Source organism: Streptomyces sp. SPB162, from assembly GCF_029504575.1.
In the GTDB taxonomy this organism is placed as follows: Bacteria; Actinomycetota; Actinomycetes; order Streptomycetales; family Streptomycetaceae; genus Actinacidiphila.
This window is the reverse complement of the sequence record NZ_JAQFII010000001.1, coordinates 5,353,898-5,370,252: the sequence shown is the minus strand read 5'-3', so window position 1 is coordinate 5,370,252 and position 16,355 is coordinate 5,353,898. Positions and strand designations below refer to the sequence as shown.

The 16,355-nt window shown below is 72.4% G+C and carries 5 protein-coding genes and 1 pseudogene; all 6 read left to right on the top strand.

The window, feature by feature from the left end:
- Positions 1–97 precede the first annotated feature (97 nt).
- The 6 genes and pseudogenes from M2266_RS24430 (at position 98) to M2266_RS24405 (ending at position 16,295) form a co-directional block, all read left to right on the top strand.
- Positions 98–991: an ACP S-malonyltransferase gene (locus M2266_RS24430; protein ID WP_277440116.1), complete on the top strand. Its 894-nt coding sequence runs from the start codon at positions 98–100 to the stop codon at positions 989–991.
- Between the two features lies 1 nt (position 992).
- Complete coding sequence (locus M2266_RS24425) at positions 993–2,648, top strand: AMP-binding protein (RefSeq protein ID WP_277440115.1); 1,656 nt, start codon at positions 993–995, stop codon at positions 2,646–2,648.
- 7 nt (positions 2,649–2,655) lie between these two features.
- The gene (locus tag M2266_RS24420) at positions 2,656–4,215 is read left to right on the top strand and encodes an AMP-binding protein (RefSeq protein WP_277440114.1); all 1,560 of its coding nucleotides are present in this window, start codon (positions 2,656–2,658) and stop codon (positions 4,213–4,215) included.
- Complete coding sequence (locus tag M2266_RS24415) at positions 4,212–5,483, top strand: type III PLP-dependent enzyme (RefSeq protein ID WP_277440113.1); 1,272 nt, start codon at positions 4,212–4,214, stop codon at positions 5,481–5,483. The genes M2266_RS24420 and M2266_RS24415 overlap by 4 nt, the downstream gene beginning before the upstream one ends.
- Positions 5,483–13,387: pseudogene (locus M2266_RS24410) on the top strand (SDR family NAD(P)-dependent oxidoreductase); the annotation flags it as partial. The gene M2266_RS24415 and the pseudogene M2266_RS24410, both read left to right, overlap by 1 nt.
- A gap of 82 nt (positions 13,388–13,469) precedes the next feature.
- Positions 13,470–16,295, top strand: a complete 2,826-nt coding sequence (locus M2266_RS24405; RefSeq protein ID WP_346780959.1) for an SDR family NAD(P)-dependent oxidoreductase — start codon at positions 13,470–13,472, stop codon at positions 16,293–16,295.
- Positions 16,296–16,355: the final 60 nt, after the last annotated feature.

Here is a 16,355-nt window from a genome sequence, read left to right as displayed (position 1 = left end):
TTACTCCCCCTTGCGGCAGCCCGTAGAAAAGAGCGGACGAGGCCAGTTCGCGACAAGGCGGGTTTCAGCGATGACTACGGCAATGGTGTTTCCAGGAATGGGTCCCACCCGTTTCTCCGACCTGGGCAGGTTCCTGCTTCTGAATACCTTTGCCCGCGATCTGCTGCCGATCGCCGACGAAGCCCTCGGCTACTCGGTGTTCGACCGGTTCCGCGAGTCCGGCGAGGACTATTCGGAGGCGGCACAGGTCGCCTTCATGGTCGCCTCGACGGCGCTCGCGCAGTGGGCCCGCGCCGAACTGGGCGCCGAGGCCGAGATCTGCGCGGGCCCCAGCTTCGGCGAGAAGCCGCTGATGGCGTTCTGCGGTGCCCTGGACTTCCCCGACGCGGTGGTGATGACGGCCCGGCTGGCCCGTTGCACCGCCGACTACTTCGCCACCGAGCACCGGGACATCGTCACCCAGTCCTTCGTCCGGGCCCCCGTCGACGGGCTGCGTGAGCTGCTCGACGGGATGGACGAGCGGGGCGAGTGGTACGACCTGTCCTGCCGCCTGGACCAGGGCTTCGAGATGATCTCGCTGCGCGAGGAGCATCTGGAGGCGTTCACCGCCCGGCTGCGGAAGATCGGTTCGCTGCCGCTGTACGCGATGCGCCCGCCGATGCACTCGTCGCTCTTCACCGGGCTGCGCGACCGCGCCGCCGTCGAGGTCATCGACGCCCTGCCGCTCCGCGACCCCGACCTGCCGGTGCTCGCCGACCAGGACGGCCGGCTCATCGACACCGCCGAGGGGCTCAGGACGATGCTGCTGGACCACTTCGTGAAGCCGGTGGACTGGCCGGCGGTCCTCGCCGAGCTGGACGGGCGCGGCGTGACGCGGCTGGTGGTGGCAGGGCCCGATGCCCTGTTCAGCAGGGTGGAGTGCGCGGTCCGCACCTTCGACGTCGTTCTGGCCGATCCGAAGCACGCGATGCGTCCCAAGGCGGGTGTCTGACATGAGCGTCATCACGGAGACAGTGACGGCGGCACGTCCCGTCGGGACGGCGGCCTCCCTCGACCACACCCTGCACGGCCGCTTCCTGCGCGGCCTCGCGATCTCCCCCGACCGCCCCGCCTTCCGCACGGCCGGCCGCGACGTCAGCTACACCGAGGCCCACCAGACCGCCCTGGCCTGGGCGGGCGCCCTGCGGCACGCGGCGCCCGGAGCCGGCGCGGGACCGCGCGTCGTCGCCATCCTGGCCACCAAGACCGCCGAGGCCTACATCGGGCTGCTGGCCGCCCTCTACCTGGGCGCCGTGGCCGTCCCGGTGAACCCGGACTTCCCCGCCGCCCGCAACCGGTCGATCCTGGCGGCGGCCGGTGTGGACGCGGTGATCACCGACCGGCGCGGACTGGCCGGCCTCGACGCCGTGACGGCGGGCCGGGACGACCAGAGCGCCGCGGACGGCCCGCTGCCCGTCCTCGTCCCGGGCGCGGAACCGGACCCCGACCGCCCGGACCTCATCACGGTCGCCCCGCCGGAAACCGCTCTCGAAGCACCGCTGCCGGCCGACGCCGAGGACACCGCGTACATCCTGTTCACGTCCGGCTCGACCGGCCGCCCGAAGGGCGTGCCCACCAGCCACCGCGCGGCCGACAGCTACTTCCGCACGCTGGACGCGCGGTACGGCTTCGGCCCCGACGATGTGTTCTCGCAGACGTTCGACCTGACCTTCGACTGCGCCATGTTCGACCTGTTCTGCGCCTGGGGCGCGGGCGGCTGTGTCGTCCCGATCCCGATGCAGGCGTACCGCGACCTGCCGGGGTTCCTGGCCGAACAGCGCATGACGGTGTGGTTCTCGACCCCCGGCGGCATCGCGCTGGCCCGCCGCACCGGAGCGCTGTCGCCCGGCGCGCTGCCGGGTCTGCGCTGGAGCCTGTTCGCGGGCGAGCCCCTGCACCGGCAGGACGCCGAGGACTGGCTGCGGGCCGCGCCGGATTCTGTGGTGGAGAACCTGTACGGGCCGACGGAGCTGACGATCACCGTCACCGGGCACCGCCTGTCCCCCGCGACCCCGGACGAGCGCTACGTCAACGGCGTCGTCCCGATCGGCCCGGTGCACGACGCGCTCGACGCGCTGCTGCTCGCACCGGACGGGTCGGTGGACGCCGGCGCCGGGGCCGGCGAGGGCGAACTGTGCATCACCGGGCCGCAGATGTTCTCCGGCTACCTCGACCCGGCCGAGGACGCGGGCCGGTTCCTCATCCACGACGAAAGGCGCTGGTACCGCACCGGCGACCGCGTGCGCCGGTACCCGGACGGCGAGATCGCCTACGTGGGACGGGCGGACGACCAGGTACAGGTGCAGGGCTGGCGGGTGGAGCTGTCCGAGGTCAGCCACAGCGTGCGCGGGCTGCCGGGGGTCGAGGACGCCGTCACGGTGGCCGCGGCCGTCGGAGGCAGCCACGAGCTCGTGACCTTCTACACCGGGGAGCCCGCCGCATCGGCGGACCTGGCCCGCCGGTTGACCGCGGACCTGCCCAAGGCGATGGTCCCCCGGCTCTTCCAGCACCTGGAGGAGTTCCCGATGAACCCCAACCGGAAGATCGACCGGTCCACTCTCAGGTCCCGCGCCGAGGCGCTGCTGGACCGCGGCCGGATCCGCAGCTGACAAGGAGATGGACGAGGAGATGACCGTGACCACCGAGGACACCGTGAGCAACCGCACCGACGGGACCGCCGGCACCGCGCGGCTGCTGCACGAGCTGCTCGACACGACGGCGGCCCTGCGCCCGCAGAACATCGCCGTACGCGACTCCCGTGACGCCTGGACCTGGGAGAACCTGGTCCAGCAGAGTCACACCGTCGCGGCCTGGCTGCGGGAGCAGGGGGTGGGCGCCGGAGACCGTATCGTCGTGCGGCTGCCCAACGTCCGCGAGATGGTGGCGCTGCTCTACGCCGCCTCCCGGATCGGGGCGGCCCTCGTGCCGATCAGCGCGGAGATGAAGGAGTTCCACCTCAAGGCCGTCATCGCCAACTGCGAGCCCAAGGCGGTCGTGGTCGTGGACGGTCTGGCGGAGGGCGTCCAGGCGCTGACGGAGGTGCCCGTGCACGAGGTCGGCGCCGTCTGGGCCGCCGCCACCGACACCGAGGTGCGCATCGATGCGGAGGGGACCCCGACCGACTCCCCCGCCGTCCTCATCTACACCTCGGGCAGCACCGCCACCCCCAAGGGCATCATCTGCCCGCACGCGCAGATGTCGTTCGCGGCCGACGCGATCAACCAGGTGCTCGGCTACCGCGCGGACGACGTCGTCTTCTGCCGCGTCCCGCTCTCCTTCGACTACGGCCTGTTCCAGGTGCTGCTGACGTGCCTGTCGGGTGCCGAACTCGTCCTCGCCGACGGGGAGGCCGACCCGAAACTGCACATCCTGATCCGCGAGACCGGCGCGACGATCCTGCCGCTCGTCCCCTCCCTCGGCGGACCGCTGATCCGGCTCGCCGAGCGCGACCCGCGGCCGACCAAGCTGCGGATGTTCACCAGCACCGGCGCAGCGCTGGAGCAGCGCATCATCGACGGGCTGTGGCGCTGCTTCCCCGACGCGCGCGTCGTGCGGATGTACGGCATCTCGGAGTGCAAGCGGATCACCGTCATGCCGCCCGAGGAGGACCGTACGCGGCCCGGCTCGTCCGGCCGCCCCCTCCCCGGCACCCGGGTGACCATCCTCGACGACGAGGGCAACCCGGTGCCGGCAGGCGGCAGCGGCGAGATCACCGTCACGGGACCGAACGTCATGGCCGGCTACTGGCGGCTGCCGGAGATCACCGCACGCACCTTCCGCACCGACCCGGAGACCGGCGTCACCCGCCTGCACACCGGTGACTACGGCTCGCTCGACGCGGACGGCTACCTGTACTTCGAGGGCCGCCGCGACGACATGTTCAAGCGCAAGGGCATGCGGGTCAGCACCATCGAGATCGAAGCCGCCGCCATGGACATCCCCGGGGTGCGGAACGCGGCCGCCCTCAAGCCGACCGCCGACCGCGACCTGCTGCTGTTCGTCGCCGCCGATCTGCCGCCGCAGACCGTGCTGCGCGAGCTGGCGCGGCGGCTGGAGGCCGTCAAGGTCCCCTCGCTGTGCAAGGTCATCGACGACTTCCCGCTGACCGCCAACGGCAAGAACGCCAAGCAGCAGCTCGAGGCGCTGCTCGCGGCGGAAGAGGCGGCCGCCGGATGACCGTCACCGAAGCCGAAGCCACTACCGCGCTGACCGACGCGGAGCTGGTCGCGCGGTACGGATCGCCGCTCTACGTCTACGACCTGGACCGCGTCATCGCCGCCCGGGACAACCTGCGGGACGCCCTGCCGGAGCAGTTCACCCTCTTCTACTCCCTCAAGGCCAATCCGCACCCCGGCCTGGTCCGCGCTCTCGGCGAGGGCGACCGGCCGTGCCGCGCCGAGGTGTGCTCGACCGGCGAGCTGGCGTCCGCCCTCGAAGCCGGCCACAGCGCCGACCGGATCCTCTACTCCGGTCCCGGCAAGACCGCCGAGGAGATCTCCGCCGCCCTGACCGCGGGCGTCCGCACCTTCTCCGTCGAGTCGCTCGGCGACCTGCGGCGGCTGGGAGCGCGGGCCGTCCTGCACGGCACCACCGCCGAGGCCCTGATCCGCGTCAACAGCGCGGCGGCAGCAGCCACCACCAGCATCCGGATGACCGGAACCCCCTCCCAGTTCGGCTTCGACGCGGAGGGTCTCTCCGATCAGCTGCCGGAGATCCGCGCGGTGCAGGGGATCCGGGTCGCGGGCGCGCACTTCTTCCCGCTGAGTAACTCCAAGGACGAGGCGAGCCTGATCGCCGAGTTCCAGGAGACCATCCGCGGAGCGGCACGTCTCGAGGCCGAACTCGGTACGCCGCTACGCCTGCTGGACATCGGCGGGGGCTTCGCCGCCCCGTACTCGGTGCCCGGCGATCGGCCGGTGTACGGCAATCTGCGCGCCGAGCTGGAACGAACCCTGGACGAGCACTTTCCGCGGTGGCGGCAGGGCGTCCCGGAGATCGCCTGCGAGTCGGGGCGCTACCTGGTCGGCGACAGCGGACGGCTGCTGACCACGGTCACCAACGTCAAGCAGAGCCGGGGCCGAACCTTCGCGGTACTGGACGCGGGCATCAACACCCTCGGCGGGATGGCCGGTCTGGGGCGGCTGCTGCCGCTCTCGGTCGAGCCGAAGGCCCCGAGTGAGGGTGCGGGTGAGGAGGTCGTCGTCACCCTCGCCGGGCCGCTGTGCACCCCCGGCGACCTGCTCTCCCGGTCCGCCCGTATGCCCCTCCCGCAGCCCGGCGACGTGATCGCCGTACCCAACGTGGGCGCGTACGGGCCCACCGCGAGCCTGCTGCTGTTCCTCGGCCGTCCGGCACCGGCCGAAATCCTGCTCAGAGCCGGTGAAGTGACGTCGGCCTCGCGCCTGATCTCTTCCCGCGCAGAAATCGACACTGGAGTTCAGTGATGAGCGAGTCCGCATCCCACAAGTCCACCGCAGACGGCTCCGCCGTCGATCCGGCCGACCGGGCCGAGCTGGTCGAGCCGGCCGAACTGGCCGGCCTGACCGAGGCGGAGCAGTACCGACGCCTTCTCGCGGTGGTCCGAAGGGAGGCGGAAGCGGCGCTGCGCAAAGCCGGTCGGGAGGGGCGGATCCCTCTCGACCTGGCGCAGCCGTTCCTGCAGCTCGGTTTCGACTCCCTGGCCGTAGTCGACCTGCACCGCAGGCTCAGCGACGCGACGGGTCTCGACCTGCCGATCACCATCGCCTTCGACCACCCGACACCCACCGCGCTGGCCAGGCAGCTGATGTGGGAGGCCTTCGGCGTCCGGTTCGACGGCCGTACGGTCGGCGGGTCAGAACCGCTCTCGCAGGACGCCACGGCCCCGGCCGCCGGCTCCGACGAGCCGATCGCGATCGTCGGCATGGCGTGCCGCTACCCGGGCGGCATCAGCTCGCCCGAGCAGCTGTGGGACCTGGTGGCTTCCGGCCGGGACGCCATCGGCACGCTGCCCACCGACCGCGGCTGGGACGTCGAGGGCCTCTACGACCCGGACCCGGACGCGCCCGGCAAGACGTACACACGCGAGGGCGGCTTCCTCTACGGGGCCGCCGAGTTCGACGCGGACTTCTTCGGCATCAGCCCGCGCGAGGCCGCCTCCATGGATCCGCAGCAGCGACTGACCCTGGAGACCTCCTGGGAGGCGTTCGAGCGGGCCGGCATCGACCCGGCCGGGCTGCGCGGATCGGCGACCGGCGTCTTCGTCGGGGCCGAACCGCAGGAGTACGGGCCCCGACTGCACCAGGCGCCCGAAGGGTACGAGGGATATCTGCTCACGGGCAGCGCCACCAGCGTCATCTCGGGGCGCGTCGCGTACACGCTGGGCCTGGAAGGCCCGACGCTGACGGTCGACACCGCCTGCTCCGCGTCGCTGGTCGCCCTGCACCTCGCGGTCCAGTCGCTGCGCGCCGGCGAGTGCTCGCTCGCGCTCGCGAGCGGCGTCGCCGTGATGTCCAGCCCCGGCGCCTTCACGGCGTTCAGCCGGCAGCGCGGACTCGCGCCGGACGGACACTGCAAGCCGTTCGCCGAGGCTGCCGACGGAACGTGCTGGGGCGAGGGGGTCGGCGTCCTCGTCGTCGAACGCCTCTCCGACGCAACCCGCAACGGCCACCGGGTGCTGGCGCTCGTCCGCAGCAGTGCGATCAACCAGGACGGCGCGAGCAACGGCCTCACGGCTCCCAACGGGCCCTCCCAGCAGCGCCTGATCCAGCAGGCCCTGGCGAGCGGCGGCCTCACCGCCGCCGACGTGGACGCCGTCGAGGCACACGGCACCGGAACGAAGCTCGGCGACCCGATCGAGGCCCAGGCCCTGATCGCCACGTACGGGCAGGGGCACGACGCTGCGAACCCGCTGTGGCTGGGCTCGGTGAAGTCCAACATCGGCCACACGGCCGCCGCGGCGGGCGTCGCGGGAATCATCAAGATGGTGCAGGCGATGCGGCACGAGACGCTGCCGCCCACCCTGAATGTCGACACACCGACACCGCATGTGGACTGGTCGGCGGGTTCGGTGGAGCTGTTGACGCAGGCGCAGCCGTGGCCGGTGCGGGAGCGTCCGCGTCGGGCGGGGGTGTCGTCGTTCGGGATCAGTGGGACGAACGCGCACGTCATCGTGGAGGAGGCTCCGGTGGAAGCTTCCGCTGAGGGTGTGGCGGCTTTGCCGGTGGTGCCGTGGGTGGTGTCGGGTAAGTCGGCGGAGGCGTTGCGGGCGCAGGCGGTTCGGTTGCGGGAGTTCGTGTTGGCCGACGTGGGTCTGGATGCGGTGTCGGTGGGTTCGGCGCTGGCGACGACGCGGGCGGGCTTCGTGCATCGTGCGGGTGTGGTGGCGGCCGATCGTGCGGGTCTGTTGGCTGGTTTGGACGCCGTCGTGGACGGTGAGGCCAGGACGGGTGTGGCGGGTGTCGGGGACCTGGCGTTTCTGTTCACCGGGCAGGGCAGTCAGCGGGCGGGGATGGGGCGTGAGTTGTACGCGGCGTTCCCGGTGTTCGCGCAGGCGCTGGACGAGGTGGTGGCCGCGTTCGACGAGCACCTGGACCGTCCGTTGCTGGACGTGCTGTTCGCCGACGATGACCGTTTGCAGGAGACGGGTTTCACCCAGCCCGCGCTGTTCGCCCTGGAAGTGGCGCTCTTCCGGTTGCTCACCTCGTGGGGCGTCCGGCCGCATGTGCTGGCTGGTCATTCCATTGGTGAGCTGGCGGCGGCGCATGTGGCGGGCGTGTGGTCGTTGGAGGATGCGGTGCTGCTGGTGGCGGCACGGGGCCGGTTGATGCAGCAGCTGCCCTCCGGTGGTGCGATGGCGGCGATCCAGGCCACCGAAGCCGAGGTCCTGCCACAGCTCACGCAGCAGGTCGGAATCGCCGCCGTCAACGGCCCGAACTCCATCGTCGTCTCCGGTGATGAAGCCGCAGTGGCCCAGGTCATCGCGCACTTCGATGGCCTCGGGCGGAAGACCAAGCGCCTCACCGTCAGCCACGCTTTCCACTCCGTGCACATGGAGCCGATGCTCGACGAATTCCGACGCTTCGCGTACATCCTGGAGTACTCGGCGCCGTCCATCCCGATCGTGTCGACACTGACCGGGCGGGCCGCCACCACCGACGAGCTGACCGACCCCGAGTACTGGGTGCGGCACGTTCGCGAGGCCGTGCGCTTCGCCGACGCCGTCACCACCCTCCAGGACCAGGGCGTCACAACGTTCCTGGAGCTCGGCCCGGACGCGGTGCTCACCGCCATGGGGGCCGAGAGCGTCACCGACGCCGTACTCGTCGCCACACAGCGCCGCAGCCAGGACGAGTCGCTGGCGCTCGTGTCGTCCGTGGCCGAACTGCACACGCGGGGCGTCGAGGTCGACTGGCGGGCCTTCTTCGGTTCGGGTGTCGCCACCCCGCTGCTGGATCTGCCCACCTACGCCTTCCAGCGGGAACGCTACTGGCTGGACGACGTGACGGGCTCCGCCGACCCCTCCGCCCTCGGGATCGAGGCCGCCCCGCACCCGCTGCTCGGCGCCGTCGTCGCGGTGGCGGGCTCCGACCGGCTGGTGCTCACCGGCCGGCTCTCCCTGCAGACGCACCCCTGGCTCGCGGACCACGCCGTGGGAGACACGGCGCTGCTCCCCGGCACCGGCTTCGTCGAGCTGGCCGTCCAGGCGGGCGATCGCGTCGGCTGCCCCGTACTGGAGGAACTGACGCTCCAGGCGCCGTTGCTGCTCGACGGTTCCGGCGCGGTCGAGTTCCAGCTGGTCGTGGAGGAAGCCGGCCAGGACGGCAAGCGGCCGCTTGGGATCTTCTCCCGCCCCTCCCAGGCCGACGACGCCCCCTGGACGCGGCACGCCGAAGGCCTGCTGCGCGCCGAGGACGCGACTGCCATCGCCCGTCCGGCCGACACCGCGTGGCCGCCCACCGGCGGCCGACCCATCGAGATCGAGGGCGCCTACGACCGGATGCGCGAGCAGGGATACGGCTACGGCCCGAGTTTCCAGGGCCTGCGCGCCGCCTGGCGGCTGGGCGAGGAGGTCTTCGCCGAGGTCGCGCTGCCGGAAGGCGTCGACGCCACGGGCTACGCCCTGCACCCCGCTCTCCTCGACGCGGCTCTGCACGCCATCGGCATCGACCGGCCGAACGAGAACGCCGAGCTCCCCTTCGCCTGGACCGACATCGTCCTGCACGCCTCCGGCGCGACAGCCCTCCGGGTCCGCGTCACCCCGGTCAACTCCGGCTACGCACTGCGCCTGTCCGACGTCCAGGGCGGCCCGGTCGCCGACGTCGGGACGTTGGTGCTGCGGCCGGTCGTGGCCGACGAGTTGAAGAGCTCCCAGTCCGCGGCGCGGGATCTGTACCACGTGGAATGGTCGGCGCTCCGGTCCGGTGACGTCGCGCCCGGTGCTGAGACGGTGCTGGTGCGGGTGCCCGCCCGCGCCAAGCCGATCGAGGCGCTGACGGCCGTACTCGCCGAACTGCAAGCACTGTTGGCGCTTGATGACGAGCGTCGGTTGGTGGTGGTGACGCGGGGTGCGGTGGCGGCGGTGTCGGGTGAGGGGGTGGCGGATCTGGGTCAGGCGGCGGTGTGGGGCTTGGTTCGTTCCGCGCAGTCTGAGCACCCGGGTCGGATCGTGCTGTTGGACTGCGACAGTGAGGACATCCCGGATGGTGTGCCGGCTGTTGGTGAGCCGGAGTTGGCGGTGCGGGGCGGGTCGCTGCTGGTGCCGCGCTTGGCTCGTACGCGTGGTGTCGGTGAGCCGGTGGTGTGGCGGAGCGGTGGCACGGTGCTGATCACCGGTGGTACCGGTGGCCTGGGCGCGTTGCTGGCCCGGCACCTGGTCACCGCGTATGGCATCAGCGACCTGCTGCTGACCAGTCGCCGCGGCCCTGACGCCCCTGGCGCCGGCGAACTCGTCGCCGAGCTGGAGGCTCTGGGTGCGACGGTGCGGATTGCCGCGTGTGATGTGTCGGATCGGGACGCGCTGGCCGCGTTGCTCGACGGGGTGGAGTTGACCGCGGTCGTGCACACCGCCGGTGTGCTGCGCGATGCCACGTTCGCGGCCCTGACTCCGCAGCACTTGGCCCAGGTGCTGGCACCGAAGGCGGATGCCGCACGTCACCTGCACGAACTGACCGCGCACCGGAACCTCGACGCGTTCGTCCTGTTCTCCTCCGCCGCCGCCACGTTCGACGGGACCGGGCAGGGCAACTACGCCGCCGCCAACGCCTACCTCGACGCCCTGGCCACCCACCGCCGCGCCCAGGGGCTGCCCGCCACCTCCCTCGGCTGGGGCCTGTGGGCACCGGAAACCGGCGGCATGGGCGCAGGGTTGTCGACAAAGGACGTGGAACGGGCGGCGCGGGCCGGGACCCCTGCGCACGGCGCCGCGGCCGGTCTGGCGATGTTCGACGCCGCCGTGGGCGGGGAGTACGCCCACGTCCTGGCGCTGCGGCTGGAGTCCGGGGCGCTCGGGCGCCGGGCGGCCGCCGAGGGCGTGCCCGCCCTGTTGCGCGGCCTGGTCCGTACACCGGCCCGGCTCGCCGCCGCCGCGGGCTCGGCGGGCGACGACTCGTTGCAGGAGCAGCTCGGCCGGCTGCCGGCGGGCGAACAGGAGCGATTCCTGCTCGCCCTGGTCCGCACGCAGGTCGCGGCCGCCCTCGGCCACTCCGGCCCGGACGCGGTCGATCCCGCACGAGGCTTCGGCACGCTGGGCTTCGACTCCCTAGCGGCCGTCGAACTGCGCAACCGGCTCGGCACCGCGACCGGCCTGCGGCTGCCCGCCACCCTCACCTTCGACTACCCGAACGCCACCACGCTCGCCCGCTACCTGCGGGAGAAGCTCGTCGGCGACGGGACGGGTGGCGCCACCTCCTCCGCTGCCGCGGCCGTCGTCGCGGCTCGGCAGTCCGATGACGACGACCCGATCGCGATCGTCGGCATGTCCTGCCGCTTCCCTGGCGGTGTGCGCACGCCCGAGGAACTGTGGGACCTGCTCGCCGCAGGGCGGGACGCCATCACGGACTTCCCCGAGGACCGCGGCCCCAGCTGGTACGACGCCTACGACCCCGACCCGGACGCCGTCGGCAAGACGTACTCCAAGGAAGGCGCGTTCCTCGACGAGGCGGGCCGGTTCGACGCCGACTTCTTCGGCATCAGCCCGCGCGAGGCCCTGGCCACCGACCCGCAGCAACGATTGCTGCTGGAGGCCTCGTGGGAGGCGTTCGAGCGTGCGGGGATCGATCCGGAGAGCCTGCAGGGGACGTCGACCGGTGTGTTCGCGGGAGTGATGTACCACGACTTCGCGCCGCGGCTCCGTGACGTGCCGGAGGAGCTCGCGGGCTACCTCGGCAACGGCGGGCTCGGCAGCGTCGTCTCCGGCCGCGTCTCGTACGCCCTGGGCCTGGAGGGACCCGCGCTGACGGTCGACACCGCCTGCTCGTCCTCGCTCGTCGCCGTCCACCTGGCCGGCCAGGCGCTGCGCGCCGGCGAGTGCTCTCTGGCGCTGGCCGGTGGCGTCACCGTGATGACCACCCCGGACACCTTCGTCGACTTCAGCCGCCAGCGCGGCCTCGCCGCCGACGGCCGCTGCAAGCCGTTCGCGGAGGCCGCGGACGGCACCGGCTGGGGTGAGGGCGTCGGCGTCCTCGTCCTGGAGAAGCTGAGCGACGCCCGGCGCAACGGTCATCGCGTCCTGGCCGTGGTCAGGAGCAGTGCGATCAACCAGGACGGCGCCAGCAGCCAGCTGACGGCCCCCAACGGACCCGCCCAGCAGCGCGTGATCCGGCAGGCCCTGGCGGCCGGTTCGCTCAGCACCGGTGACGTCGACGTGGTCGAGGCGCACGGCACGGGCACCCGCCTGGGTGACCCGATCGAGGCGCAGGCGCTGTTGGCGACGTATGGGCAGGAGCGGGCGGCGGGCCGTCCGTTGTGGCTCGGTTCGGTGAAGTCGAACCTGGGGCACACGCAGGCCGCGGCTGGTGTCGCGGGAATCATCAAGATGGTGCTGGCGATGCGGCACGAGGAGCTGCCGCGCACGCTGGGTGTGGACGCGCCCAGCTCGCACGTGGACTGGTCGGCGGGTTCGGTGGAGCTGTTGACGCAGGCGCAGCCGTGGCCGGTGCGGGAGCGTCCGCGTCGGGCGGGTGTCTCGTCGTTCGGGATCAGTGGGACGAACGCGCACGTCATCGTGGAAGAAGCGCCGGCGGATGCTCGGGCGGAAGTCGTTGAGGTTGCCGACCTGCCGGTGGTGCCGTGGGTGCTGTCCGGCAAGACCCCGGACGCCGTCCGGGCGCAAGCCGCCCGGCTCCGCGACTTCGTGCTGGCCGACCCGGAACTGGACCCGGCGGCCGTCGGATCCGCACTGGCCACCACCCGTGCGGCCTTCACCCACCGCGCGGGCGTCGTCGCCGCCGACCGCGACGGCCTGATCGCAGGACTGACAGCGCTCGCCGAAGGCGGCACGGCGGCCGGCGCGGTGCGCGGGGCGGCCGGCTCCGGGCCGTTGGGATTCCTGTTCACCGGGCAGGGGAGCCAGCGGGCGGGGATGGGGCGTGAGCTGTATGCCGCCTACCCCGCCTTCGCCTCGGCACTGGACGACGTGGTGGCCGCGTTCGGCAACCGGCTGGAAGTGCCGCTGCTGGAAGTGCTGTTCGCGAAGGACGGCGAGCGGTTGAACGAGACGCGCTTCACGCAGCCCGCGCTGTTCGCGTTGGAAGTGGCGTTGTTCCGGTTGCTGGAGTCCTTCGGCGTCCGACCGCAGGTGCTCGCCGGCCACTCCATCGGGGAACTGGCCGCGGCGCACGTGGCGGGCGTCTGGTCCTTGGAGGACGCGGCGCTCCTCGTCGCGGCACGCGGACGGCTGATGCAGCAGCTGCCCTCCGGCGGTGCCATGGCGGCGATCCAGGCCACCGAAGCCGAGGTCCTGCCACAACTCACGCAGCAGGTCGGAATCGCCGCCGTCAACGGACCGACGTCCATCGTCGTCTCCGGAGATGCCGGCGCGGTCGCGGACGTCATCGCGCACTTCGACACCCTCGGACGGAAGACCAAGCGCCTGACCGTCAGCCACGCCTTCCACTCCCCACACATGGAGCCGATGCTCGAAGAGTTCGGCGAGGTAGCGGCCGGCCTCACCTACAACCCGCCCACCATCCCGATCGTCTCCACCCTCACCGGCCAGACCGCCACCGCCGAAGAACTCACCGACCCCGCCTACTGGGTCCGCCACGTCCGCGAAGCCGTCCGCTTCGCCGACGCCATCACCACCCTCCAAGACCAAGGCATCAACACCCTGCTGGAACTCGGCCCGGACGCGGTCCTCACCGCCATGGCCGCCGACTCCACCACCGACACCACCACCCTCATCCCCACCCTCCGCCGCGACCACAACGAACCCCAACTCCTCACCGAAGCCCCTGGTCCGGCTGCACACCCGAGGCACCCCCGTCAACTGGCCCGCCCTCTTCGGCACCACCCACACCCCCGTCGACCTCCCCACCTACGCCTTCCAGCACCAGCACTACTGGCTCGCCGACAGCACCCTCTCCACCGGCGACCCCTCCGGCCTCGGCCAGGGCAGCACCACTCACCCACTGCTCACCGCCGCCATCGCTCTCCCCGACACCGACGGACTGCTCTTCACCGGCCGCCTCAGCCTCGCCACCCACCCGTGGCTCGCGGACCACGCCGTCAACGGCACCGTCATCGTCCCCGGCGCCGCGCTCGCCGACCTCGCCATCCACACCGGCGACCACACCCGCTCCGGCAACCTCCAGGAGCTCACCCTCTCCGCCCCGGTCGTCGTGCCGCGGACCGGTGCCCTCCATCTGCGGGTCAGCATCGGCGGGGCAGGAGAGGAGCGGACGCTGTCGGTGTTCTCGCGCCCCGAAGGGGCGGCCGAGGACGAGCCCTGGGCGCGGCACGCGGACGGGCTGCTCACCTCCGACGTCGTCGAGCCCGGCTTCGATCTGGTCCAGTGGCCGCCGGCCGGAGCCGATGCCGTGGCGGTCGACAGCCTCTACGCGACGATGGCCGCGAGCGGCCTGGAGTACGGACCGGTCTTCCAGGGGCTGCGGGCCGCGTGGAAGCTCGGGGACGAGGTCTTCGCCGAGGTCGCGCTGCCGGAGGGGACCGACACGGACGGGTTCGGGCTGCATCCGGCGCTGCTCGACGCCGCGTTGCACGGCATCGGGTTCTCCGGGGCCGACAGCGGAGTCGCCGAGCTGCCGTTCGCCTGGTCCGACGTCACCCTCTACGCCACCGGCGCCACCGCGCTCCGCGTAAGGATCACTCCGGCGGGCTCCGGCTACGCGCTGCACCTGGCCGATCAGCAGGGTGCTCCGGTCGCCTCCGTCGGCATGCTCGCCCTGCGTCCGGTGGACACCACGGCGTCGGCGCAGGCCGCCCTGGCCCGGGATCTGTACGAGATCCAGTGGTCGGCGGTGGCCGCGGATCGGGCCGCCGAGGGCTCGGAAGCCGTCGACGAGAGCGTGCTGCTGCGCGTCGTGTCGGGGGCCGATGCCCGCTCCACGGTCGTCGATGTCCTCGCCCAGCTGCAGGGATGGCTGGCCGACGAAGGTTCCGCCAACTCCGCCGACGGCCGGCTGGTCGTCGTCACCCGGGGCGCCGTCGCCGCGCTGCCCGGGGAGGACGTCACCGACCTCGCGCAGGCCGCCGTGCACGGGCTCGTCAGGGCCGCGCAGGCGGAGCATCCGGATCGGATCGTCCTGGTCGACACCGACGCGGACGCCGGCACCGGTCAGATACCTGCGGCCGTCCTCGCCGCCGACGAGCCGGAACTCGCCGTCCGCAACTCCCAGTTGTACGCACCGCGCCTGACCCGCGCGACGCCGCCCGCCGAGGCGACCCCCTGGCGCACCAACGGCACCGTGCTGATCACCGGCGGCACGAGCGGCCTGGGCGCGCTCACCGCCCGCCACCTGGTCACCGAACACGGCGTCCGCGACCTCCTGCTCACCAGCAGGCGCGGCCACAACGCCCCCGGAGCCGCCGAACTCACCGCGGAACTCACCGCGGCGGGCGCCACCGTCACCATCGCCGCCTGCGACGTCTCCAACCGGGACGCCCTCGCGGCACTCCTGAACGACGTGCCGCTCAGCGCCGTGATCCACGCGGCCGGCATCGTGGACGACGGGACCGTCGAGTCCCTCACGCCCGACCAGGTGGGCGCGGTCTTCGGTCCCAAGGCCGAGGCCGCGCGTCATCTGCACGAGCTGACGGCGCACCTCGCCCTCGACGCGTTCGTGCTCTTCTCGTCGACGGCCGCCACCTTCGACGGCACCGGGCAGGCCAACTACGCGGCCGCCAACGCCTACCTCGACGCGCTCGCCGCCCACCGCCGTACCCACAACCTCGCCGCGACCTCGCTCGCCTGGGGCCTGTGGGCCCCCGAGTCGGGTGGCATGGGAGCGGATCTGACGCAGGCGGACGTCGACAGGGTGGCGCGCGGCGGCGCGCCGGCGCTGGGACGCGAAGCGGGTCTCGGGCTGTTCGACGCGGCGCTGCTCACCGGGAGGGCGCATCTGCTGCCGGTGCCCTTCTCCACGGCGGCGCTGGAGGCGCGGGCGGGCAGCCAGGGTCTGCCGGCCATCCTGCGGGGGCTCGTCAGGGCGCCCGTGGCGCGGCGCGGCACCGTACTCTCCGCTGCCGGGGCCGCGGCCCCGGAGAGCCTGAAGGACCGGCTGCTCAAGTTGCCGCCGGCCGAGCGCACCCCGGCCGTGCTGGATCTCGTGCGAACCGAAGTGGCGGCCGTGCTCGGGCACTCGGGCGTGGACGCCGTCGATCCGGCGCGTGGCTTCGGTGCGCTGGGCTTCGACTCGCTCGCCGCCGTCGAGTTCCGCAACCGGCTCACGCCGGCGACCGGGCTGCGCCTGCCCGCGACGCTGATCTTCGACTACCCGACCTCCGAGGCCCTCGCCGAGTACATCCGCGAGCAGCTGGCGCCCACGCCGTCGGGCCCGGCGGCGCTGCGGGCCCTGGAGGCCGAACTCGCGGACCTGGAGGACCGGCTGGTCACCACGACCGACAACGGCGACGTCGACGCCACGGACCACACCCGCGTCACCGACAGTCTGCGGGCCCTGGTGGCCCGCTGGACCGCGCTGCGGGCCGGAGCCGCGGAGGCTGCGGCGTCCGCCGCGGAGGACGAGGCGGAACTGGCCTCGGCCGACGCGGACCAGCTCTTCGACATCCTCGACAACGAGTTCGAGCACCTTGACTGAACAGCTCACCGACCCGGCCGACGCCGTCGCCGACGTATCCCCGCATGACCCGTTTGAGGA

Bases quoted from the DNA above. Each gene is read 5' to 3' on its own strand.
- M2266_RS24415 (WP_277440113.1), top strand. From the start codon at position 4,212: ATGACCGTCACCGAAGCCGAAGCCACTACCGCGCTGACCGACGCGGAG.
- M2266_RS24420 (WP_277440114.1), top strand. From the start codon at position 2,656: ATGGACGAGGAGATGACCGTGACCACCGAGGACACCGTGAGCAACCGC.
- M2266_RS24430 (WP_277440116.1), top strand. From the start codon at position 98: ATGGGTCCCACCCGTTTCTCCGACCTGGGCAGGTTCCTGCTTCTGAAT.
- M2266_RS24425 (WP_277440115.1), top strand. From the start codon at position 993: ATGAGCGTCATCACGGAGACAGTGACGGCGGCACGTCCCGTCGGGACG.